The organism is Kitasatospora sp. NPDC058478 (assembly GCF_042720345.1).
Taxonomy (GTDB): Bacteria; Actinomycetota; Actinomycetes; order Streptomycetales; family Streptomycetaceae; genus Kitasatospora.
In genome coordinates, this window is record NZ_JBHXML010000009.1 from 129,695 (window position 1) to 150,781 (window position 21,087).

Sequence of the window (21,087 nt, forward strand, 5' to 3'; positions counted from 1 at the left end):
CGTCCCGCCCAACGACGAGGAGCCACCATGGACTCCGACACCCTGCTGGCACGGATCACCGACTACGCGAACCGCCCCGACCCCTACCCGCTGTACGCGGAACTGCGCGAGGCCGGTCCCGTCGTCCGGCAGGCAGACGGCAGCTACCTGATCGGCACCTACCACGAGGTCGCCGCCCTGCTCCACGATCCACGGATGAGTGTCGATCCCCGCACCTGTGGCGAGACGACGCACAAGCCGCCGTTCCTGCGGCTCGACGACCCGGAGCACCACAGACTGCGCACCTTGGCCATGCGGCCGTTCGGCCCCCCGCACAGCCCGGGCCGGGTCGATGCCATGCGCGGCGAGATCGTCCAGCTCACCGGGGAACTGATGGAGCCGTTCCAGGCGGGCGGCCGGATCGACATCGTCGACGACCTCGCCTACCCGCTGCCCGTCACAGTGATCTGCCGCCTGCTCGGCGTGCCGCGTGAGGACGAGCCGCTCTTCAGGGCGTGGTCCGACGCGCTCGTCGCGTCCGCCGACGTCCGGCCCGAAGCGGACTCCTCCGGGCGGGACGAGGCGGGCGCTGAGGCGGGCGAGCAGGCGCGGGGCGAGATGGGCCGGTACCTGGCGGGCCTCGCCGAGAAGCGCCGTGGCAATCCGAGCGACGACCTGCTCTCCGCCTTCGTCAACGAACCGGACCCGGCCTTGCGGCTCACCCAGGAAGAACTCGCGGAAACCGCCGTGCTGCTGCTCATCGCCGGACACGAGACCACGGTGAACCTGATCGCCAACGGGGTGCTCACCCTGCTGCGTCAGCCCGAGCAGCTGGACCAGTTGCGTCGCGAACCGGAGCTGCTGCCGCGAGCGGTGGAGGAACTGCTGCGCTACGAACCCCCGGTCCACATGCGCCAGCGCATCCCCCTCGCCGACATCGACGTCGGCGGCACCACCCTCCCCGCAGGCGCCTCCGTCGTGCTCGCGCTGGCCTCGGGCAACCGCGACCCCAAGCGGTTCCACGCGCCGGACCGGTTCGACCCCACCCGCCCGGACAACCAGCACCTCGGCTTCGGCAGCGGTATCCACCTGTGCTACGGCGCACCGCTCGCCCGCATCGAGGCCGAGGCCGCGCTCGGTGCGCTGATCCCCCGCCTCGGCGCGGCACGCCTGGTCCAGGATCCGCCCCCCTACCGGCAGAACGCCATGCTCCGCGGACCCCGCCACCTGCCCGTCCAGCTCTGAGGCCCCTCAGTTCAGTGCACCGCAGGTCAGCGGCGGGGCAGCACGCCCAGGAGGGTTGCGGTCAGGGCCAGCTTCAAGTAGTCCTCCAGCTCCAGGTGGAAGCGGGCCAGGTCGGGCTCGGCCTGGTAGGCCGCCCGCAGGCTGGGCGGGGGTGTGCTGTACGCCGACAGCGCGCCGGCCATGACCATGGTCTGCAGGCTGAACAGTGTTGCGTTTTCGCCCAGCTCCGGCAGGTACTTCAGGACCAGGGCGGTCATGGCTGTCAGGCGGTCCAGGGAGGCGCGCTTGTAGCGGGCCACGACCTCGACGGAGACGTTGTGTTCCAGGACGCTGCCCTGTGCGCCGAAGAGGTCGCACAGCACCGCTCGGCTGGAGAGCGAGCGGCTGAGGATCTCGGCCACCCCCGCCGCTCGCTCGGCCATGGGTAGATTCTCGTCGATGCCGGCCGCCAACTCGCCTGCCAGTTCCGCCAGCCACGCCTGTAGGAAGTGGTCCAGCAGTTCCAGCAGCACCGCCTCGCGAGACTCGAAGTAGCGCAGCACGTTCGGCTTCGCCAGGCCCACCCGGCGGCTGAGCTCGTTCAGGGTGACCGCGGCCACGGGCATCTCGTCGAGCATCGCCGACGCCGTGTCGAGGATCGCCCGTCGACGCATCTCCCGCTGCTCTTCGGTTCGCGCCCGCTGGAAAGTCATGATCACCAGCCTAACTTAGGTACCTGCGGTACGTTGACAACGTACCGAAAGTACTTTAGCGTCGTGCACAAGATACCTTCGGTACGTTAATTGGTCGGGAGCCTGGCATGAGCGAGAAGTGGACGACGGCGAACATTCCGGACCAGCGCGGGCGGGTGGCCGTGGTGACCGGGGCCAACACCGGACTGGGGTACGAGACCGCCAAGGCGCTCGCCGAGCGCGGGGCCTCCGTGGTGCTCGCCGTGCGCAACGTGGAGAAGGGCGAGCAGGCCGCGGCCCGCTTGACCGGCGACGTGACCGTGCAGGCGCTGGACCTGACCTCGCTCGACTCCGTCCGGACCGCGGCGGCGGCGCTGCGGTCCCGGCTCGACCGGATCGACCTGCTGATCAACAACGCCGGCGTGATGTACACCCCGAAGCAGACCACCCGGGACGGCTTCGAGATGCAGCTCGGCACCAACCACCTCGGCCACTTCGCGCTCACCGGGCTGCTGCTGGACCTGATGCTGCCGGTGCCCGGCTCGCGCGTGGTGACGGTCAGCAGCACCGGCCACCGCATCCGGGCCGCGATCCACTTCGACGACCTGCAGTGGGAGCGGTCGTACAGCCGGGCCGCCGCCTATGGCCAGTCCAAGCTGGCCAACCTGATGTTCACGTACGAGCTGCAGCGTCGGCTCGCCACGCACGGCACCACCGTCGCGGTGGCCGCGCACCCCGGCGTGTCCAGCACCGAGCTCGCCCGCAACCTCCCCGCGGCCTTCCGGCTTCCGCTCACCTGGCTCGCGCCGCTGATCACCCAGAAGCCGGCGATGGGCGCGCTGCCGACCCTTCGGGCCGCCGCCGACCCCGCCGCGCTCGGCGGCCAGTACTACGGTCCCGGCGGACGCGGCGAGTTCATGGGCCACCCCCGGCTGGTCACCTCCAGCCCGGAGTCGTACGAGGTGGTCGTCCAGCAGCGGCTGTGGGCCGTCTCCGAAGACCTCACCGGGGTGAAGTTCCCCGTCGTTCAGTCCGGGCGGAACTCGTTTCCCTCCGGATCGGCCAGCACGGTGTAGCGCGTCGTCCGGGAACGCCTGACACGGATCCGGGCCGGGCGTCGGTGACCGACTCCGGCGAGTAGACACCCGGCTGCGGAGCGGGACACCTCGGCTTGTCGTCCGGTCCGCGGCCTTGTTGCCCACGGGCATGCGTCCGTGCAGGCCGGGGCGGCGTCGTCCGGTACGGGGCCGGTGTCGTCCTATGCGAGCCCGATCGCGTCCTGTGCGAGCCCGATCGCGTCCGTCGCGGTGGGCCCCGCAGCCGCCGCCGGCGTGCGGAGCACCCGCCGGACGGCGTCGCGGAGCCAGCGGTGGGCCCCGTCGGCCGTGTGTCGGGGGTGCCAGGCCATGCCGATGGTCAGTGGCGGCAGGGCCAGGGGGATGTCGAGGAGGTGCAGTCCGAGGGCGCCGGCGTCGTGGGTGAGGGGCGAGGGGGCGGCGCCGGGGAGTGCGGCGGGTACCAGGCAGACGAGGTCGCTGCGGGTGGCGAGGGTCATCGCGGCCAGGTGGCTGGGCAGGACGACGCTGACCCGCCGGTGGAGGTCCTGCTCGGCCAGGGCGGTGTCGAGGGGGCCGGTGAACCGGCCGCGGCGGCTGACCGCGATGTGGTGGGCGGCAGCGAGCCGGGCCGGGGTCAGCGGCCCTTCGGTGAGCGGATGGCCGGCCCGGACGGCCGCGACCATGCGGAGGCTGACCAGTTCCTCGACCCGGGTTTCGGGGTCCACGTGGTCGATGGATCCGACCTCCAGGTCGATCCGGCCGTCGCGCAGGGCGGGCCCGGCCTCCAGTTCTTCGGCCCCGATCCGGAACGAGACCCCCGGCGCCTCCCGCCGGGCCAGTTGCAGCAGCCCGTGGGCCAGTGCCGCGCCGACCAGGTCGGCGGCCTGGAGGGTGAAGGTGTTGCGGAGGCCGGCGGGGTCGACGCTCGTACCGGGGCTGAGCAGCGCTCCGAGGCTGCGCACCACGGTGGCGGCCTCCTCGCGCAGGGCCTGGGCGTGCGGCGTGGGAACCATGGCCTGCCCGGCCCGGACCAGGAGGGGGTCCTGGAGGATGCGGCGCAGCCGGGCCAGGGTGCGGCTCATGGCGGCGGGCGAGGTGTGCAGTCGCGCGGCGGCGCGGGTCACGCTGTGCTCGGTCAGCAGAGCATCCAGCGCGATGGCGAGATTGGCGTCGATGACCGGATCAGGGCTGCTCACCAGCATTATTCCATTTCAGTCAATGATTCCGTGCTGAAGTTCCCATTGTGGCAGCACGGCGGATCTCAGCAGGATGAGGGGCATACCGAAACAGCACGAGCTACGAGGTTTTCATGATCGTCATCACTGGTCCCACCGGGAACATCGGCCGCCACCTGCTCTCCCAGCTCCTGGAGTCCGCCCCCGCCGCGGGCGAGGAACTGCGCATCATCGTGCGCGATCCCGCCCGGCTCCCGGACGCGGCGCACGGACGCGTCGACGTGGTCACCGGCTCCCACGCGGACGCCGAGGTCCTCGACCGGGCCTTCGAGGGCGCGGACGCGGTCTTCTGGCTCGTCCCCCCGGACCCCTCCCTGACCCCGCACGACGCCTACAGCGGCTTCACCCGCGCCGCCGTCGAGGCGCTCGTCGCCCACGGCGTCGGCCACGTCGTCGGCGTCTCCGCGCTCGGCCGCGGCACCCCGCTCGCCGACCGGGCCGGCCTCGTCACCGCCTCCCTCGCGATGGACGACCTCATCGCCGGCACCGGCGTCGCCTACCGGGCCCTGGCCAACCCGTCCTTCTTCGAGAACCTCCTGGAGGAGGCCGACTCGATCCGCGAGAAGGGTGTCTTCACCGACTCCGTCGACGCCGACCGCAAGGCCCCCTTCGTCGCCGTCGCCGACATCGCGGCCGCCGCCGCCGACCTGCTGCTGGACCGCTCGTGGACCGGCACCGGCAGCGTCCCGGTCCTCGGGCCGCAGGACCTGTCCCCGAACGACCTGGCCCGCCTCATGACCGAGCAGTTCGGCCGCCCCGTCCGCTACGAACGCCAGTCGCTCGACGAGCTGTACACCACCCTCGTCGGCTACGGCCTCAACGAGGCGTTCGCCCGGGGCGTGGTCGACATGAAGCGGGCCAAGGAGGAGGGCCTCGACGCCGGCGTCGCCCGCACCCCGGACACCGCCTCCCCCACCCGCTTCGAGCAGTGGTGCGCCCGGACCCTCAAGCCCGCCGTCCTCTCCTGAAGTCCAGCACCCCGTGCCGGGCGCACCACGGAGCCCGGCGAACAGCGAACCAGGACCACCACCACCTGCCGCTTTGGAGGCACCCCGATGTCCGCTGAGAAGTCCGAACCGCCGGTCACGGCGTTCATGCTGGTCAAGACCATGCCCGAATGGCTCGCCCTGACCGTCCAGGAACGCGTGGACGCCTTCACCACCCAGGTCCTGCCGGCCATCAAGGCCAGGACCACCGGCGTCCGGTCACGCTTCTACGACACGGAGTTCTACTCCGCTCGCGTCACCGACGTCTGGGTGTGGGAGGCCGACGACCACCACGCCTACCAGCTCCTCGTCGACGCACTGCGCGAAACCCCCTTCTGGGACCGCTACTTCGAGGTCGTCGACCTCCTCGTCGGCACCGAGAACGGCTACGCCCGGACCTACGGCCTCGAACCCTTCGCCACCATCGCCACCTGAGACACCGCCCGCCCGCCCACCCACCTGCGCACGAGCGCCGATGCCCCCTGACCGGTCGTGGTCAGGGGGCATCGGCCCGGAAGGACCAGAGGAGCGGTCAGAGAGCGCGTCGGTACTGGTGGGGCCAGGCCGCCTGGTCCGCGGGGCGCGCGCGCAGGGCGAAGTAGGGGTCGTGGAGGAGGGGGCGCCCTGTCATCACGGCGTCCACCTGCCCGCTCGCCACCAGTTCGCCGGCCAGCGACACGTCGCCGATCTGTCCGGCGGCGACCGCGAGTCCGGTGGCGTCCTTGAGCCGTGCCGCGAACTCGACGTGGACCCCCTCCCGCGTCGGCGGGCGGGCCTCGTGGTCCCGCACCGCCAGTCCGGACGTGACGTCGAGCAAGTCGATGCCCACGGCCGCCAGTTCCTCGGCGAACGCCACCGCCTCGTCGATGCCGACGCCGCCTTCGACCCAGTCCGTGGCGGTGATCCGGACGAAGACGGCCTTCTCCGCCGGGAAGGCCTCCCGGACGGCGCGGGCCACGCGCAGCGCGAGGCGCGTCCGGTTCCGGAGGCTGCCGCCGTACTCGTCCGTCCGGTGATTGGACAGGGGTGAGAGGAACTCGTGCAGGAGGTATCCGTGCGAGGCCTGGATCTCGACGACCTGGTACCCGGCCAGGTGGGCCATCCGGGCCGCGCGGGCGAACGCCTCGACCACCTCGTCGAGGTCGGCGCGGTCGGCCTGCCGGGGTGCGTCCAGGTCGCCGAAGGGGACCGCCGACGGGCCGAACGTCCGCCAGCCTCCCTCGGCCGCGCTCACGGAACCGTTCTGCCCCGCGCCCACCCAGGGCAGTTGGTGCGACCCTTCCTGCCCGCGGCCTGCAACTGCACCCCTGGGACGGTGCCGCGCTCGCGCATGAACGAGGTCAGGCGCCGGTGAGCGGCGGCCTGCTCCTCGTTCCAGATGCCGAGGTCCGCCGGTCCGGTGCAGCGGGCCCACGGCGTTGGCCTCGACCATGATCAGACCGACTGCGCCGACCGTGCCGACCGTGCCGACCGTGCCGACCGTGCCGACCGTGCCGACCGTGCCGACCGTGCCGACCGTGCCGACCGTGCCGACCGCGCCGACCGCTCGTGCGCCGTAGTGCACGAGATGCCAGTCGGTCGGTTTCCCGTCGGGGCCCGCGGCGTACTGGGCCATCGGGGACATCCACAGGCGATGGGGAACGGTGACGTCCCGCAGGCGCAGCGGGGGCTCTCTTCCTCGGGAAGTGGCTGGCAGGCGGCGGGAGCGGGGCGAGACGGAGCGCCGGGCTGTCGCGGCGATGAGGTGCGGGCCGTGGCGGACCCACGGCCCGCAGCGGCGTTCAAGAAAGCTGATGCCGAGTCAGAACCTGGCGCCGGAGAGCAGTTTCGCCGTCTCCTCGGGGGCCTCGGCCGGGAAGTGGTGGCTGCCGAGGTCGATGAGCACGATGTCGAGGCGGTCCCGGTAGCGGTCGATCGCCTCCCGTGTCACCAGGTCACGTATCGCGAACACGGTGATCGGCTGCCTCGTCTCGCGCAGCGCCGCGTCCATGTCCCAGCGCACCAGGCCCTCGATGGCCCGCAGGCCCGCGGGCTGGCGCACCGCGGCCATCTTCTCGGTGTACGCGTCCTTGAGCGCCGGGTCCGTCCCGGCCGGTGACCCCCCCTCGACGAGGCCCCGTACGGCGGCGGCGAAGTCCGTCCGGAACGCGTTCACCGTCGCCTCGGCCTGTTCCTCGCTCAGCGCCGGGAACAGGGACAGGTAGTGCAGTGCGTCGAGTGCGACGACCTGCGAGACGGTGTCCGGGAGCAGCCGGCCGACTTCGACGGCGACCGCCCCGCCGAGGGAGTGGCCGGCGACGACCGCTGTGTCCACCGACTCGGCTTCCAGGACGGCGGCCACGTCGCGGGCGAACTCCTCCATGGTCCAGACCTCCCGCGTCGACCGCGACTCGCCGTGCTCGGCGAGGTCGATCGCCAGGACGCGGTGGTCCTCGGGCAGATGGTCGGTCACCGCATCGAAGTCGCCGCGGTCGCACGCCCAGCCGTGGATGAGGGCCAGGACCGGTCCTCCGGTCGGACCGCTGGCTGTGTAGCGGATCGTCGTGTGGTCCGATCGCTGAACCTGGCGGTGCTTCTTGATCCTGCTGGCAGTCGTCACGGTGTCTCCTGATGCGGCGGGGTGAAGGCTGTATCGGGCGGTGGGGAGTAGTGGTCGACAGGCAAGGCAACATTCGCAGTGATCGCTGTGTTAGTGATTCGAGCGTAGCGCAAACGCATCGATCACTGCATTTGCAGGGCGGATGTCGGCGGTTCGAAACCGTCCGCGCCCACAGCAAACATGCAGGTCAGAGGGCCGTGGTGCTAGCTCGAAAGGGCCAGCACCACGGCCCGAAGCACATTGAAAAGACATCTCATTTGGGCTTGCAGGCTGCTTCCGTGACGATCGTGGAGCGCTTGGTGCCGGACGAGTTGTGGGAGCTGTTCCAGTTGGTGGTGCCGGCGGCGCCGACCCGCCCACAGGGCGGTGGTCGGGCGCCGCTACGGCGACCGGGAGGCGCTGGTGGCGATCGTGTTCGTCGCGACGTCCGGGTGCACCTGGGCCCAGCTTCCGCCCTGCTTCGGCCCGTCCGGGCCGACCGCCCACCGGCGATTCACCGAATGGAGCAGGGCCCGGGTGTGGGCCAAGTTCCACCGGGTCGTCCTGGACGAGCTGGGCGCGCGGCAAGCTGGACTGGTCGAGGTGCGCGGTCGACTCGGTGAACGGGACGGTCACCCAGGTCGAGCGGCTCACCGACCTGCCTGAGCACCCCTGATCCGGCGTGCGGCGGCTGGTGCGCGCCGCCTTGAGCTGCGGGTCGCACCGGTTGTCGCGAAGTCTTGACACTGCGTCACAGGCCGCGAACCCTGGTGCTGTACTCCAGGGACGCGAGGGACACGGCATGCCATGGGTTGACGAGAGCGGGCGCCACCAGGGTTTCCTGCTGCATGTTTTCCAGGTAGACGTGCTCCGGCGGGACGTAGCGAGGGAGCGGGATTCCGATTGCCGGGTTATAAGCAATCCGGCGCGCACGCACTGCATGGTCCAGCACTCTCTTAAGGACGACGTGGATCTTCCGAATGGTGCTCGCGGAGAGGGGTTTTCCGTTGGATACGGAGTCCGCGAGGATGTCGCCGAGCCACTTGGCGATGCCGTCGAACTGGATGCGAGCGACCGGAGTTGATCCCCATTTGGGGATCACGTATGTGTCCAGTGCGATTCGGTGCCGCCCTCCGCGACCGCCAACGCCTGGACGACATCGCCTACCTCACCCCCGACCGCATGGCGCACCCCACCCACCGCGCCCTCCTGACCGCGCTGGTCGAGTCGCGCACCAGTAACCCGACCACCCTGGCCCCCCAGTTGCCGGCATCGTCGAGCGCCACCTTCGTCTTGGCCTACGACGAACACGACGCCAAGCCCTACCGCTGGACCTACGACGGCAGCCCACTCAAAGCCGCATGAACTCCCGAAGGATCAACGCGGCGCTGCACTAGTGGTCGGTTCTGCTGACTGTGACGCCGAAGAGGTCGCAGACGACGCTTGGCGACAGTTGGACGCAGAGACGCCGCCTGCCAGCCGAGGAAGGTGGCCGTACCGGAAGTCCGGTGGGAGCACGTGGGTGCCAGCCATTCCGGTACGGCCTGGTTTTCGCCTGTGGCCCAACTACCGGTAGATGGCGTGCAGCCTGCCGTTGAGTGCGACCACTGACGGGCTGCCGGTGCCGGGGAGGGGGGAGATGTCGTCGGACGGCAACCAGGAGCCGAGGACGTTGGCTGAGTACCGGAGTTTCCCGCTCTCGTCGCGGTAGGCGCAAGCCACCCCTGTCAGGTACGGGACGAATGCTGGCCCGTCGCTCGTTCGCGCTCCGGGGATGGGGGCACCGTCTCCAGTCACCAGAGTGACGCGGACTGCGCCGTCCTCTGCCCTGTAGGCGAACTGAGGCCCGAGCAGGGTGCTGGCCGCAGCTGGCCCGTGGGTTGTCTTGACGGGGATGTTCGTGGGCTCCGGCGGTGTGTCGTCGATGATGGCGCCGAAGTAGATCGATCCGTCCGGGTGGCGGAACCCGCAGTTGGGGCCCGTCAGCAGTTGCACAAGTGTCGGTTTGTGGGTGGTTGTCCAGTTCTTTGTGGTGATGCGAGTGGGGGTGCTCCAAGCGAGCTGTCCGGGTTGCGTGGGGTCCGCTGTCCCGATGGTCCGGTGCATGGCGTTGTCCGGGGTGCGGTAGACGCAGTAGAGCTTGTTGTTGACTTCGAGGAAGGCGGGTTCTTCGCAGGCTGCGGGGGGCAGGTTCGTGGGGGTGATGATCCAGGTGTCGCCGTGGAGGGTGGCCCAGAGCGGTTCCTGGCGCTGGAAGGCGCTGGCCACGAAGTGCAACTGGTTGTTGTACTTGAAGAGGGTGGGCATGGAGTGGCCGAAGAGGGTGGGTACGTTCGCTTGCGACCAGGGGGCGGATGAGGAGTTGCCCTCGGTGCCGTAGCGCAGGTTGGAGATGGCCCCGCGGACGAAGAGGCTGCCGACTTCGAGGTCCGGGACACGGACGGTGGCGGTGGTGTTGAGGATGCGTTCGGCGGTGCCGTTGCCGATCTGGACGGTGGCGCGCAGGTAGAACTGGGTGGTGTGGCCGACGTTGTTGAGCGTGTAGGTGCTCTTGTCCAGCACGTTGACGTCGGTGGTGTCGTACAGCAGGCGCAGGGAGGAGACGCCGCCGGCTTCCCAGGTGAGTGTGACGGTTTCGCCGTTGTTGATGATGGGCGGTTTGGCGATGAGGTTGCGCAGGTAGAAGTCGGCGGGGAACTTGCCGATCTCCAGCGTCGTGGTGTCCGGCAGGAAGGACTCGCTGGAGCCGGCCGGGCGTGAGTAGACCTGGATGAGGAGCGGAGCGGTGCCGACCTGGCGGTTGATGCGCACGCCCATGAGCTGGACGGTGAGGCCCTCGTCGCGGCTGATGGTCGCATGGCCGGAGGTGGGGGCGAAAGTGATCGTCTTCGCCTGGGCGTTGGTGGTCGCTGTCCAGTCCTTGAGGCTGGTCTGGGGGTCGATGCCCTCCAGATCGAGGGCGAGGTCGGGGGAGTTGGGGCCGGTCGGGATGACAACGACGATCTTGTTGCATTCGATGGCCTCGCCGCTGCGGCGGCTGCCGACGATCACCAGGTCGGCCCGCTGGGGGTCCCCCGTGTTGGGGGAGACGCGGATGGGGTCGGGGTTGGTGCTGAGGCTGAACTCCAGGGCGGTGGCGGCGGCTTCGGCATCTTCGGAGCCGGTTGCCGCGGTCTGGGAAACGGTGCTCATCAGTGTGCTTCCTCGTGTCGGGTTACGGCGGCGGCCTCGTCCAGGACGAGGAAGCCGGAGCGGATCTGGGGGTCTTGACCGATCGGAAGACCGGTGGGGTCGGGGACGGTGATGGGCATGGACGCCCACGCGTCGGCGGCGCGCTCTGTCCAGGTCCAGGTGCCGGTCGCGGTGGCTGGGTGCGGGAGGAGGGCGGCACCGTCGTTGGTGGTGGCGGCGAGGAGGGGGCCTGCGCGGAAGCTGACCGCCATGTTCGCCAATGCGTGGGTGGTGAACTCCTGGGGGAGGTGGATGGCGGTGACGGGCAGGATGTCGGTGGTGGCGTGGACGGCCGCCCTCGGGTCGAGGAGGAGGGTGACGAGGGCGGTGCTGGCGGAGTTGAAGGCGAGTTGGAGGCGCTGGCCCTTGTCGATGGGCCGCAGGTAGCCGGCGGAGTCGCCGCTCGGCGTGATGACGGTTTCGAAGTGGGTGTAGTCGTTGTCGAGGACGTAGCCGATGAGGCCGTCGTCGGTCTGCCGGGCCTCACCCAGGCGCACGGTCCACTGGTAGTGCGGCATCTTGGGCTGGGGCGGGTTGAGGACGTTCTTCCAGGTGACGTCAGTGCGCGGCGGGCCGGACAGTTCCAGGTCGAGGCGGGCGCGGACGAGGGCGAGGGGGCGGCCGAGGAGGAAGGCCAGGCTCTCGTCGGCCGGTCCGTCGGGGTCGATGGTTGCCAGTGCGGCGTCCAGGTGGGCGCGCACCGCGTCGAGGACGGCCGGGCCGCGCTGTTGGATGGCGGCGAGGAAGCGGTGGGCGTGCGGGGAGAGGGCGGCGAGCTGGTCGAGTTCCTGGATGTCGGAGCCGGGCAGTGCGGTCCATGCGACGATCCGCTGTCCGTTGGCGGACAGCACGGTGCGCAGGTCGCCGAGCGCGTGGCCCTCGGGGCCGTAGCAGGCGATCGCCTTGTCGAGTCGGTTGTGCAGGAGCCAGGCGCAGACGGGGTTGGTGCCGGGGGTGAGGTCGACGGGCTCGTCGCGCTGTGCGGAGAGGAAGTCGAAGTGCAGGCGGGCGGGTTGGAGCAGGCGCGGGCCCAGTTCGATGTAGCGGTCCCGGTCCATCTCGCCGACGAAGTGGTCGGGGACCATCGTCTGGGGGCGGAAGGGCCGGAAGTGCTGCGGGTTGTCGATCAGGTTGACCGCGCGGCCGAATCGGTCGACCACGGACAGGGCGGCGAAGGCGAGGTGGCCCGAGCGCAGCTCCTGGAAGTCGGTGGGCTCCCAGTCGTCCCACTCGAAGACCGGTTGTGGTCCGGGGTCGGGTGCCTGGCGGTCGGCGTCGCCGATCAGGCCGCGGATCGCCCCGGTGGGGCGGAGGGTGGTGCGTGCTTCGCGCTGGGCGACCTCGGCGCTCAGGCCGTCCAGGCGCTGGGAGAGCTGGTCGAGGCTTCGAGCCTGTCGGCGCAGCTGCTGGATGAGTTCGTCGGGGAGGTCGCCGCGGCCGGCGGCGTAGCCGGCGAGCTTTCCGTCCTGGTCGTGGCCGCTGGTGGGGGCGAGGGTCTGGCGTCCGCCGGCGGTGACGGCGTAGGTGAGGTCGCCGGTGCCCTTCCAGCGGTAGCGGTTGCCGTCGAAGCTCCAGTGGGCCGTGCCGTTGTTCGCCTGATAGGGGATGGCGGTGTATTCGGCCCGCCACATCAGGTAGAGCGGCTGCCAGGGCTGGCGCCACGGATCAGTGCCCAGGGCTGGCAGGGTGCCGGTGGCGGCGTTGAGGTTGGCGCCGGTCTTGCGGGCCTGGTCGAGGATGCAGAACTCGGTGACCAGCGCGGGTACCGCCTCGGGCAGGTGGGCGGTGTTGACCTTGGCGACGTCGGCGGCCACGCTCAGCGCGGTGATGGAGCCGACCGCTGTGACCAGGCGTTCCTCGGTGCGGCACGGCAGCCTGGAGCCGCGGGTCATGGGGGCGTTGAGGTTGGCGCCCTGGAGCATGATGACGGGGTCGGCGTGCTGCTCGTAGGGGTCGAGGGGGACGCGCTGCAGGACGCGGGCGCCGCGCAGGCCCTGGTCCGCGGCGTAGGCGCGGGCCCGCTCGGCGAGGGTGTCCGGATCGTTCGCCCAGGGGATCTCGGTGCGCCTGTCGCGCAGTTGGGCGGCGAGGTCGGCCACCTTTCCGGCGGCGCCGTCGGGATCGGCGGGGTTGAGCTCGGCGGCGCTCCGGCGGGCGAAGAAGTCGGGTTGCTTCTTCTCCTGGGCCAGGGACCAGACGTTGTACAGGTGTTCCTGGGCGCCGGCCAGTTTGCGTTCCAGGTCGTCGAGGTCGGCCTGCTTGGTGTTGAGGCCGGCGGTGACGTCCTGTTCGAGGCGTAGTTGGCGGGTGCGTTCGCCGGCCGAGAGCGGGGGGAGTGCGTTCGGGTCGCCGCGGTCGACGACGCGCCAGGTGTAGCCGCCGGGGACGGGGCCGAAGCCGCCCTGGTGGGCGGTGCGTTCGAGGAACAGGTCGCCGTCGGATCGGTCCAGTTCGTCCAGGACGCCGAGGAGGAACGCCCGGTAGAGGCGGGCGTCGTCGGCGTTCAGGGAGCCGGGACCGGCGGCCTGTTCCTGGAGGACGGCGGCGGCCTCGGCGGCGCTGTTACCGATCGCAACGGCGATCTTGGCGGGGCCGGGGCAGTCGGAGACGGGGATGCCGCCGTTCGGTTTCCAGTCGATGCCCAAGGCGGTGCCCGTGTAGAGGGAGCGGCGAGGGCTGCCCATCCCGGGCGGCAGGCTCCAGTGGAGGCGGTCGAGGAGGTGGGTGTAGTCCTCGGTGCCGGCGAGGATGTCTTTGCCCTCTTGGGAGTACCAGCCGGTGACGTAGTAGCTGAGCCGGTCGTCTCCCTCGATGTCCGCCAGCGTGTCGTGGATGGAGAACACGTTGAGGTTGTAGGGCTGGTAGACGGAGAAGGTGAGCAGGCCGGGGCCGAGCGCGGTGAGGAACGGTTCGCGGGCGTCTGCGGGTTCGCGCCACGGCGCCTGGACGGTGAGGTCGTGGCGGCGCCCGGCCTTCGTCGCGGTGGGGGTGGCGGCGTCGGGGTCGAGGTAGGAGACGGCGCCGTTCTGGGGGTCGAGGTAGTCGCTTTCGACGATCCAGGACGTCATGGCGCGGTTGGAGCGGCGCACCACGAGCCAGCGGTTGGGGACGAGGGGGAAGTCGCCGATCTCGCCGCTCTCGCTGTCCTGGTGGCCCTGGCACAGCGCTTCGGGGAGCTGCCACTGCAGGTAGACACCGAGCCGCTCGGGCTTGTCGCGCCAGATCTCGGTGCCCTGGAACGGCAGCGGCTCGGGCGGCTGGTTGTCCTCGGTCAGGGAGCGGAAGTTGGCCTGCCAGCGTTGGATGACGTACGTGCCGTCGGTGTCGCGGGTCTGCGCGTTGACTGCGAGCGCGGCCACCTCGACCGGCACCACGAGGGTGTTGTTGGGCATCGTGTGAAGGTCCGTTCCGGGGTGGCGGGTCAGGGCCGGGCGAAGGTCTGGATCTGCGGTGCCTTGATCATCTGAAGGGCGAACCGGGCCGGCGACAACGCGGGGAGGTTGTGCGCGCGGGCGAGTTCGGGGGCGAGCTTGCCCGCGATGTCGAGCACGTCGCCGGCCGGGCGCAGGAAGCGGCCGAAGCCGGGCGGGTCGGGGAACTCGCCCATGGGCGAGCCGATGTCGGTGCCGGTGAGTTTGCGCAGTTCGATGGTTCCGACGTCCCCGATGCCGAACATCAGGCCCTGCGGGGGTTCGGCAAGGGTGAAGGTGTCGATGACCTCGGGGTAGAGCAGCAGCAGGACGTCGGTGCCGTACACGTCCCGCCGCATGGGTTCCACCACCGTGTCGCCGCGGAACGCGGTGATGATGGTCTTGGGCCAGTTGGGGATGAGGTCGGAGCGGATCAGCACGCCGCACTCGGGGGCGTCCTGGATCCCGGTGGCCAGCGTGTTGAGGTCGGCGTCCAGCGCGTGCCCCACCCCGACGCTGAGCGCGCCGTCCACGGCGGCGCGGATCCACCCCGGGTCGACGTGGAAGAAGCGGATGCTCTCCGGCGGCAGCATCCGCGCATCGGGTACCAAGTGCTCGAAGGGGACCATCTCCAGGAGCGGCAGGCGGTCCAGCCACGCGCGGACCGGGTCGAGCTGGATGGCGCTCGCCTCCCGCAGGACACCGCGCACATCCGGCTCGGCCAGCGCACTACGCAGGTCAGCGGAGCTCAAGGGGGCTACCCGGGTCGAGGGGGCGGCGGCGCGGCGCTGGGCTGCCGCGAGTTGGGTGCCGGTGCGGGTGAGGGCGCCCATGAGAGCACCGTCAGCGGTGAGCAGCCGGTCGAAGCCGCGGTGAGCGAGATTCTCGCTCAGGAGGGTGGCGGCGGCACGCGCGCTGGTGCCGGCGAGTTCGGGGTGGGCGAGCAGGCGGCGGGCAGCGCGACGCGCGGCGGCGCGGAACTCCATGAGCTTGGTGCGGAAGGGCGCGTCCGCGAGAGCGAGGGCGCGGCCGAGGCTGAACGCGCTGGCGTAGCCGGTGTCGTAGACGCCGTACTTCTCCAGGTAGATCAGGGCCTCGCCGGGCGACTCCAGGCGCGGTGCTGCGGGCTTCGGGAGCTCCTGGGCCTTGGTGGCGGTGAACGGGCCCCGGTAGAAGGCGAAGCTGCGCTCGCCGGACTCCAGGCGCTGTGGGAGCGCGGTGGCCCCGCCCTTCAACCGCGCCAGCGCCTCGGGGTCGGTGGCGGTGCCGGGCAGGGGCAGCCGTAGGAGCGGTTCGGGTGCGGCGGCGAGGTTCTGGACGATGTCGCCGAAGCTGATCGTCGAGTCGGCCTGGGTCTCGAAGGACCACGAGTGGAGGGAGACCATCCGCAGGCCCTGCGCCGGCGGTGTGCCGCCGTTCAGGTAGCTCTCGAAGCCGTCCAGGGAGACGAGGTGCGCGACGTGCTGGCCGCCGCTGACGGCGGGGAAGCGGTTGGCGACGACGACCGCGTTGAGGTCCTCCTCCTCCGGCTCGGGGTCGGAGCCCATGGTGGCGTCGGGAGGACCGCCCTCGCGGACGTGCGCGAGCAGGGCCATGTCGGCTGGTTTGGGACACACGGTGGTGAACAGTGCGGCGGGCACGTGGATGGTCCGACAGGCCAGTTCCTGCTCGTCGTCGGACACGTTCTCGGGTGCGATGGCGGGTGGTTGTCCTGGGTTGTGGTCCTGTCCGGCGAGCAGGTCGCACACGGTGATGACCTTGACCTGGCCCACCGCCTCGCGGTCCTCGGGCAGTTCGCCCTCGCGGAAGAGCAGCAGGGCGATCCACGGCACGCCCTCCTCGGCGCCCTTGAGACGCCGGAACCAGGGCAGGGCGGGGGTGTCGAGGGTGATGTGCGGCAGCAGCTGGCTGTAGGTGCCCACCGCGCCGGGCACCGGGTAGCAGGCGTGAACATCGGTGTCGGCGATGGCGAAGCGCAACTGCCGTACGTCGAAGGGCTGCTGGCGGGTCGGCAGGGAGCTGCCGGTGTCGATGCCGGTGATGCTCTGCTCGACGTTGATGCGGTAGCGGCCTGCGGACAGGGACGGGATGCGGTGGTCGAAGAACCGGGTGCGGTGGCCGACGGTGGCCATGCTCAGTCCCCCTTTCTTAGGCGGCAGGCACGAGCATGGGCTCGGCGGTGAAGGTGGCCTGAGCGGCACGGGCGTAGGCGCTCAGGTCGTTGTCGAGCTGCCCGAGGTTCAGGCCGAGCCCGGCGAGCACGCCGGCGAGCTGGCCGCGGGCGGTGATCTGCGTGGCGGCGGCCACCGTGGTCGCGATCGTCGCGATGACGCCGGACGGCCGTGCGGGGATTGCGCCGACGGGCCCGTCGGTTGCCTTGAGCGGCTGGTGACCGTCGGGGTTGACGGGGTCGAACTTCAGGGCCTCTTCGGAGATGTAGCCGGTGGAGGTGCCGTTGCGCAGCGGTGGCGCGGCCAGGCGGACACCGGTGAGCTGGTTCGCGATGAGCTGGTCGCCGTCCTTGGCCGGAAGCGTGTTGCCGGCGCCGGTCCCCCACAGGGCCTGGGCCACCGAGGCGGTCGTCCTGGCGCGCGACCAGGTGGTGAGGTCGACGCTCTCGCCCTCACGGGTGAGCGAGACGCACTGCACGCTGGTTCGGCCGGTTTGCTGCATGGGCCGGATGTTGAGCAGGCTGCCGCTCTCCGCAGGTGTTCCGGCCTTGGTGTTCAGGTACAGCTGGGTGACGGGGACGGTGGAGTCGGTGGTGAAGGAGAACCCGGCGGCGGAGACCTCCCAGGCGCCGTCGCTACGGGTGCCGTCCGTCTGGGTGTTCTCGATCAGTCCGGCTCCGGGCAGGACGCGCACCGCGCTCTCGGGCGGCGGCAGCATCTCACGGAACCCGGCCCAGTCCAGTGAGCGGTCCTGGGGTGGCCGGGAGGCGCCGAAGTTGATGGTGAAGGAGATGAACCACAGGTGGACCTCGGCGGATCCGCCGAAGGCGGGCCCCCACAGCTGGAGGCTGACGCCGACCTCGATGGTGATGCTGATCCGGATGAACCAGATCTTGATGGACGCGGACACCCCGATGGAGATTTTGAGCGAGGCGTCGATGTAGAACGGCTTCCACTGGATCAGCAGGTCCACCTTGGCCACGCACCAGGCACGCACCGGGCCGGCGTGGAACTGGATGTCGAGGCCACCGCCGGCCATCACCGCGGCCGGGGTTAGGGCGAAGTAGGCGTTGCCGGAGACGGTGACGTTGCCGCCCAGCGCCCAGTCGAACCCGACCCGCGTGGGCCTGGGATAGTGGGCGGGCACCTGGTACTTGGGGTGGTAGCCGCCCACGCTGAGGACGAGGTCGCCGGCATGGGGGCTCTCGCCGAACCAGGACTTGAGCGCGACCCCGCCGCGCAGGCGGCAGTTGGGATCGAGGAGGAAGGAACTGGGGGTCAGCGCGGCTTCGATCGCGAGCTCGCCCTGCAGCGGTTTGATCACGGCCCGCACGCCGATCTCGGCCCTGGCGTACTTCTTGGTCCCGCCCTTGGGGAAGTCGACCCCGCCCATGCCCAGCAGGGCCACGGTCAGCTCCGGTCCGGTCTGCAGGAGGGCCATCGCGCGGCCCTCGACGAACTCGGCGACGGTGAACGCCAGCCCGGCGGCGACCCACAACTCGTCCTGGGCGGGCCTGATCCACGGGTTGTCGCCACCCACGAGGGTGCCCAGGATCTTGACCGGGTTGCCCTTCTCCGCGCCGATCGCCCCCGGGTTGGTCAGGGCCTTGATGAACGGGAAGACCCCGATCTCCTCGACCTCGGGCACCCGGATCCTGCTGTTCCAGCCCATGCCCGCCGCGATGCCGTTCAACCGCAGCGCGGGGATCCCGATACCGGGGTTGCTGCCGATGGCGGCGAAAGCGAAGAACGACGGGTCGGTCCCCGCCTGGGGCACGACGTAGGAGCCCATCCCGGTCCCGTACAAGCCCTTGCCGGAGTCGCCACTGTCGAACGAGAACAGCAGCACACCCCCGATGATCGTCTTGTACGGGGCCTGCGCGGGCAGCACGGTGAGCGTCCCCGCGATCCGCAGCGGCGGGGTGCTGTAGTCAATGCCGAGGCCTTGCCCATCCAGGGGGTTGCCGATGGGCTTGAAGCCGCGCTCACGCCCCGGCGCCGGGACGCCCAAGACCGCGAATCCGTCACGGGTCGCGATCGCGCGCAGGGGACGGGACAGGCCGCGCCGCCGGGTCGTTGCCGTGCGCTCGGGCATGACACGACCCAGACCGTCGACGCGCGAGGCGTCGAGGCGGGGCACCGCGAGGGGGGCCTTCACCGGAACGACCGAGCCGTCGGGCAGTACCAGCCAGGACCCGGCAGCAAGCCCCCCAGTCGCACGGATGTCGAGGATCGTGAGCTGATCCTCTGTCAGGTTCTGTTCGCAGCAGACCATCCGCCAGCCGTCGGCCTCGGCGACGAACAGGCGAGCATCTTGGGAGAGTGCCGCACGCCCTCGGGGACCGGCGGCGGTCAGTGTGGCTCCCGCCCCGTTCCTGGCGAGGGTGATCCGGTCGACATCGGGGCCGGGCAGATGGGGCACGTCCACGCCGAGGACGCGGGCGAGCTCGTCCGCGCGCGTGCCGGGCGCCGGCAGTTCGATGTCCAGAGCAACCGCCGTGACGACAGAGCCGTCATGGCTGAACGTCGCACATACACGGACCGGCCTGTCCGCGAGGGACGTAACAGCGGCGCCGACCGCCCGCAGCGCGCCAGAGTGGCCATCACTGCTCGCGAGGCGGAGCACCCCGTCAGGGAAGAAGGGCTGGAACACGTCCCCAAGGCCGAGCATCTCCCCTGGCAGCTCCACCTCCTGACCCTCACCGGTGTCGAGCAGCTTGCGCAACTCGTCCACATGGATCGTCACAGCCGTCCCCTTCCGTGCCCGTGCGCGGGCATGTCGAAGCTCCGGACGGCAGCGCCATCCCGACCGAGTGATCATTTGATTACAGATCGTAGTGGGGGCTTGGTCTTGGCGGTCGGACCGGCGCAAAGTCGAGCAACAATCGGCCGGAACCTGTCGGTGTCCAGGCAGGCCCTGGCGCATGGCGGGGAGCGTCGGTGGGGGCTTGGGCGAGGGCTCCGCGATGGTGGAGGCCGGGCCACACCAGTGAAGTGGCCGTTGCCGATCAGCGGTGCTCAGCGATCCACATTCGGAAGAGGGGATGCGGAATACATGTGGGGACGACCGTGTGGTCGCCGGAGCCAAAGGTGTTGCTCAGCGCCTCGTTGACGCGATGTGCCGACGACCCTGGTCGCCGGTTCAGCCCGAGTGGCCTGGGGTGAGGCGGAAGATGCGCAGGCGGCGGCCGGAGCGGTCGGCATAGGTGGCGTAGGGGGGCCAGAAGGTGAGGAGTTGCTGCCAGGCGTGGTTGCGGTCGTCGCCGTCGAGGAGGTGGCCGGTGACGGGGGTCCTGCGGCCGTCGCGGGTGATGCCGGCGTGGGGTTGGGCGATGAGGTTGGCGCTCCAGGCGGGGTGGTGGGGCTGTCCGAAGTTGCTGGCGACGACGAGCAGGTCGCCGTTGGGTTCGGTCACGTACATGAGGGGTGTGCGGCGGGGTCGGCCGGTGGTTCGGCCGGTGGTGTGGAGCATGAGGGTGGGCAGCATGGCGGAGAATGTGGTGGCGCGTCCGCCGGTGAGGGTGTGGATGGCGCGGTCCAGGGGCGGGGAGATGTTGGCCATGGCGTCGACGAAGGCGGGGTTGGCGCCTGCGGCGGTGAGCAAGCGCAGTGCGCGGCCCGGCTGTGCGGCGGGTGTCGTGGGGGCGGTCCGGTTCCGGGCGGGGCGGGGTTTGCCGTAGTCGTGGCGGGCGTTGCCGAGGGCGCCGCTGAGGTGGGCGAAGACGCCGGGGGCGAGGGCGTAGGCGCGGTAGAGGGCGGGGAGGTAGCCGGGGATGTCGACCTGGGCCCGGCGCTGTCGCAGGCCCAGGAGGACGGCGTCGGCGACCTGTTCGGGGCTGGTGGTGGGCAGGAAGTCGGCCAGGCGGGGCAGTCGGCTGGAGGGGACGCGGTGCCCGAAGAACTCGGTGCCGACGACGACGCCGGGGCGCACCAGCATGGCGTGGACGGACGTGTGGGCGAGTTCGAGTTGCAGGATGCGGGTGTAGCCCTCGACGGCGGCTTTCATCGCGGCGTACGTGGCGGAGGGGCCTTTCACGAAGACCTTTCCCGCGGAGGAGCCGATGTTGACGATGTGTCCGCTTACTGCGGCACGCATGAGAGGCAGGACCGCTTTGACGGTGTGGACCATGGCGTCGTAGCCGACACGCATGGTGCGCTCGGCGTCCTCGACGCTCGTCTCCTCGACGTCGGCCCATTGGATGTGGGCGGCGTTGTTGACCAGGACGTCGATGCGGCCGAGCTTCCGGTGGGTGCCGGCGATCCACTGCTCCAGGGCGGGGCGGTCGCTGATGTCGAGTTCGTGGAAGGTGACGGTGCCGGGACCGCAGGGCGCGGCGGCGATCTGCTGGGTGGCGCGGGCGATGTTGGTGGTGGAGAAGTCGGCGGCGTGGACGGTGGCGCCGTGCGCGGCGAGGACGCGGGCCAGGGCCAGGCCGATGCCGCCCGCGCCGCCGGTGACCAGGGCGGTCCTGCCGTGAAGCCACGGGCGCGGCCGGACTGGGGTGGGGATGGAAGCGGACACG

Annotated in this window: 16 protein-coding genes and 1 pseudogene; 7 read left to right on the top strand and 10 right to left on the bottom strand. The window is 70.6% G+C overall.

From position 1 onward, the window contains the following. Positions 1 to 27: 27 nt before the first annotated feature. Positions 28 to 1,224, top strand: a complete 1,197-nt coding sequence (locus ACFWPT_RS07490) for a cytochrome P450 (protein ID WP_380425268.1) — start codon at positions 28 to 30, stop codon at positions 1,222 to 1,224. A 26-nt stretch (positions 1,225 to 1,250) separates the two neighbouring features. On the opposite strand, the gene ACFWPT_RS07495 is transcribed toward ACFWPT_RS07490, so the two are convergent. Next, a complete protein-coding gene (locus tag ACFWPT_RS07495) occupies positions 1,251 to 1,916 on the bottom strand; it encodes a TetR/AcrR family transcriptional regulator (RefSeq protein WP_380480280.1) in 666 nt (221 codons plus the stop codon). A 107-nt stretch (positions 1,917 to 2,023) separates the two neighbouring features. On the opposite strand from ACFWPT_RS07495, the gene ACFWPT_RS07500 reads away from it, so the two are divergent. Further along, positions 2,024 to 2,971, top strand: coding sequence for an SDR family NAD(P)-dependent oxidoreductase (locus tag ACFWPT_RS07500; protein ID WP_380480282.1), 948 nt, complete (start codon positions 2,024 to 2,026; stop codon positions 2,969 to 2,971). A 182-nt stretch (positions 2,972 to 3,153) separates the two neighbouring features. Here the strand turns inward: ACFWPT_RS07500 and ACFWPT_RS07505 are convergent, their stop codons facing one another. Beyond that, positions 3,154 to 4,155 (bottom strand): LysR family transcriptional regulator, encoded by a 1,002-nt coding sequence (locus ACFWPT_RS07505; protein ID WP_380480284.1) that lies wholly within the window; start codon positions 4,153 to 4,155, stop codon positions 3,154 to 3,156. 107 nt (positions 4,156 to 4,262) lie between these two features. Here ACFWPT_RS07505 and ACFWPT_RS07510 point away from each other — a divergent pair, with 107 nt between their 5' ends. Both ACFWPT_RS07510 and ACFWPT_RS07515 read left to right on the top strand, forming a co-directional pair. Then, positions 4,263 to 5,156: an NAD(P)H-binding protein gene (locus ACFWPT_RS07510; protein WP_380480286.1), complete on the top strand. Its 894-nt coding sequence runs from the start codon at positions 4,263 to 4,265 to the stop codon at positions 5,154 to 5,156. A gap of 87 nt (positions 5,157 to 5,243) precedes the next feature. Next, a complete protein-coding gene (locus ACFWPT_RS07515) occupies positions 5,244 to 5,609 on the top strand; it encodes a darcynin family protein (RefSeq protein ID WP_380480288.1) in 366 nt (121 codons plus the stop codon). A gap of 97 nt (positions 5,610 to 5,706) precedes the next feature. Here ACFWPT_RS07515 and ACFWPT_RS07520 read toward each other — a convergent pair whose 3' ends face one another. After that, entirely contained in the window at positions 5,707 to 6,408 is a 702-nt protein-coding gene (locus tag ACFWPT_RS07520) for a hypothetical protein (RefSeq protein ID WP_380372281.1), read from the bottom strand. A 196-nt stretch (positions 6,409 to 6,604) separates the two neighbouring features. On the opposite strand from ACFWPT_RS07520, the gene ACFWPT_RS07525 reads away from it, so the two are divergent. After that, positions 6,605 to 6,733, top strand: coding sequence for a hypothetical protein (locus ACFWPT_RS07525; protein ID WP_380480290.1), 129 nt, complete (start codon positions 6,605 to 6,607; stop codon positions 6,731 to 6,733). Between the two features lie 242 nt (positions 6,734 to 6,975). Here the strand turns inward: ACFWPT_RS07525 and ACFWPT_RS07530 are convergent, their stop codons facing one another. Then, the gene (locus ACFWPT_RS07530; RefSeq protein ID WP_380480292.1) at positions 6,976 to 7,773 is read right to left on the bottom strand and encodes an alpha/beta fold hydrolase; all 798 of its coding nucleotides are present in this window, start codon (positions 7,771 to 7,773) and stop codon (positions 6,976 to 6,978) included. 263 nt (positions 7,774 to 8,036) lie between these two features. Between ACFWPT_RS07530 and ACFWPT_RS07535 the strand changes: the two are divergent. Further along, positions 8,037 to 8,377, top strand: a pseudogene (locus ACFWPT_RS07535) (transposase); the annotation flags it as partial. 126 nt (positions 8,378 to 8,503) lie between these two features. Here the strand turns inward: ACFWPT_RS07535 and ACFWPT_RS07540 are convergent. Then, positions 8,504 to 8,854 (bottom strand): hypothetical protein, encoded by a 351-nt coding sequence (locus ACFWPT_RS07540; RefSeq protein WP_380480294.1) that lies wholly within the window; start codon positions 8,852 to 8,854, stop codon positions 8,504 to 8,506. Between the two features lie 2 nt (positions 8,855 to 8,856). Here ACFWPT_RS07540 and ACFWPT_RS07545 point away from each other — a divergent pair, with 2 nt between their 5' ends. Next, complete coding sequence (locus ACFWPT_RS07545; protein WP_380480296.1) at positions 8,857 to 9,117, top strand: hypothetical protein; 261 nt, start codon at positions 8,857 to 8,859, stop codon at positions 9,115 to 9,117. Positions 9,118 to 9,318: 201 nt separating this feature from the next. Here ACFWPT_RS07545 and ACFWPT_RS07550 read toward each other — a convergent pair whose 3' ends face one another. From ACFWPT_RS07550 to ACFWPT_RS07570, 5 genes are all read right to left on the bottom strand, one after another. Then, positions 9,319 to 10,944: a hypothetical protein gene (locus tag ACFWPT_RS07550; protein ID WP_380480298.1), complete on the bottom strand. Its 1,626-nt coding sequence runs from the start codon at positions 10,942 to 10,944 to the stop codon at positions 9,319 to 9,321. Next, entirely contained in the window at positions 10,944 to 14,375 is a 3,432-nt protein-coding gene (locus ACFWPT_RS07555; protein ID WP_380480300.1) for a hypothetical protein, read from the bottom strand. The genes ACFWPT_RS07550 and ACFWPT_RS07555 overlap by 1 nt, the downstream gene beginning before the upstream one ends. A 29-nt stretch (positions 14,376 to 14,404) precedes the next feature. Beyond that, the gene (locus ACFWPT_RS07560) at positions 14,405 to 16,525 is read right to left on the bottom strand and encodes a hypothetical protein (protein ID WP_380480302.1); all 2,121 of its coding nucleotides are present in this window, start codon (positions 16,523 to 16,525) and stop codon (positions 14,405 to 14,407) included. 16 nt (positions 16,526 to 16,541) lie between these two features. Beyond that, a complete protein-coding gene (locus ACFWPT_RS07565; RefSeq protein ID WP_380480304.1) occupies positions 16,542 to 19,310 on the bottom strand; it encodes a DUF6603 domain-containing protein in 2,769 nt (922 codons plus the stop codon). A 396-nt stretch (positions 19,311 to 19,706) separates the two neighbouring features. After that, on the bottom strand, positions 19,707 to 21,086 hold the full coding sequence (locus ACFWPT_RS07570) for an SDR family NAD(P)-dependent oxidoreductase (RefSeq protein ID WP_380480306.1): 1,380 nt from the start codon (positions 21,084 to 21,086) through the stop codon (positions 19,707 to 19,709). Position 21,087: the final 1 nt, after the last annotated feature.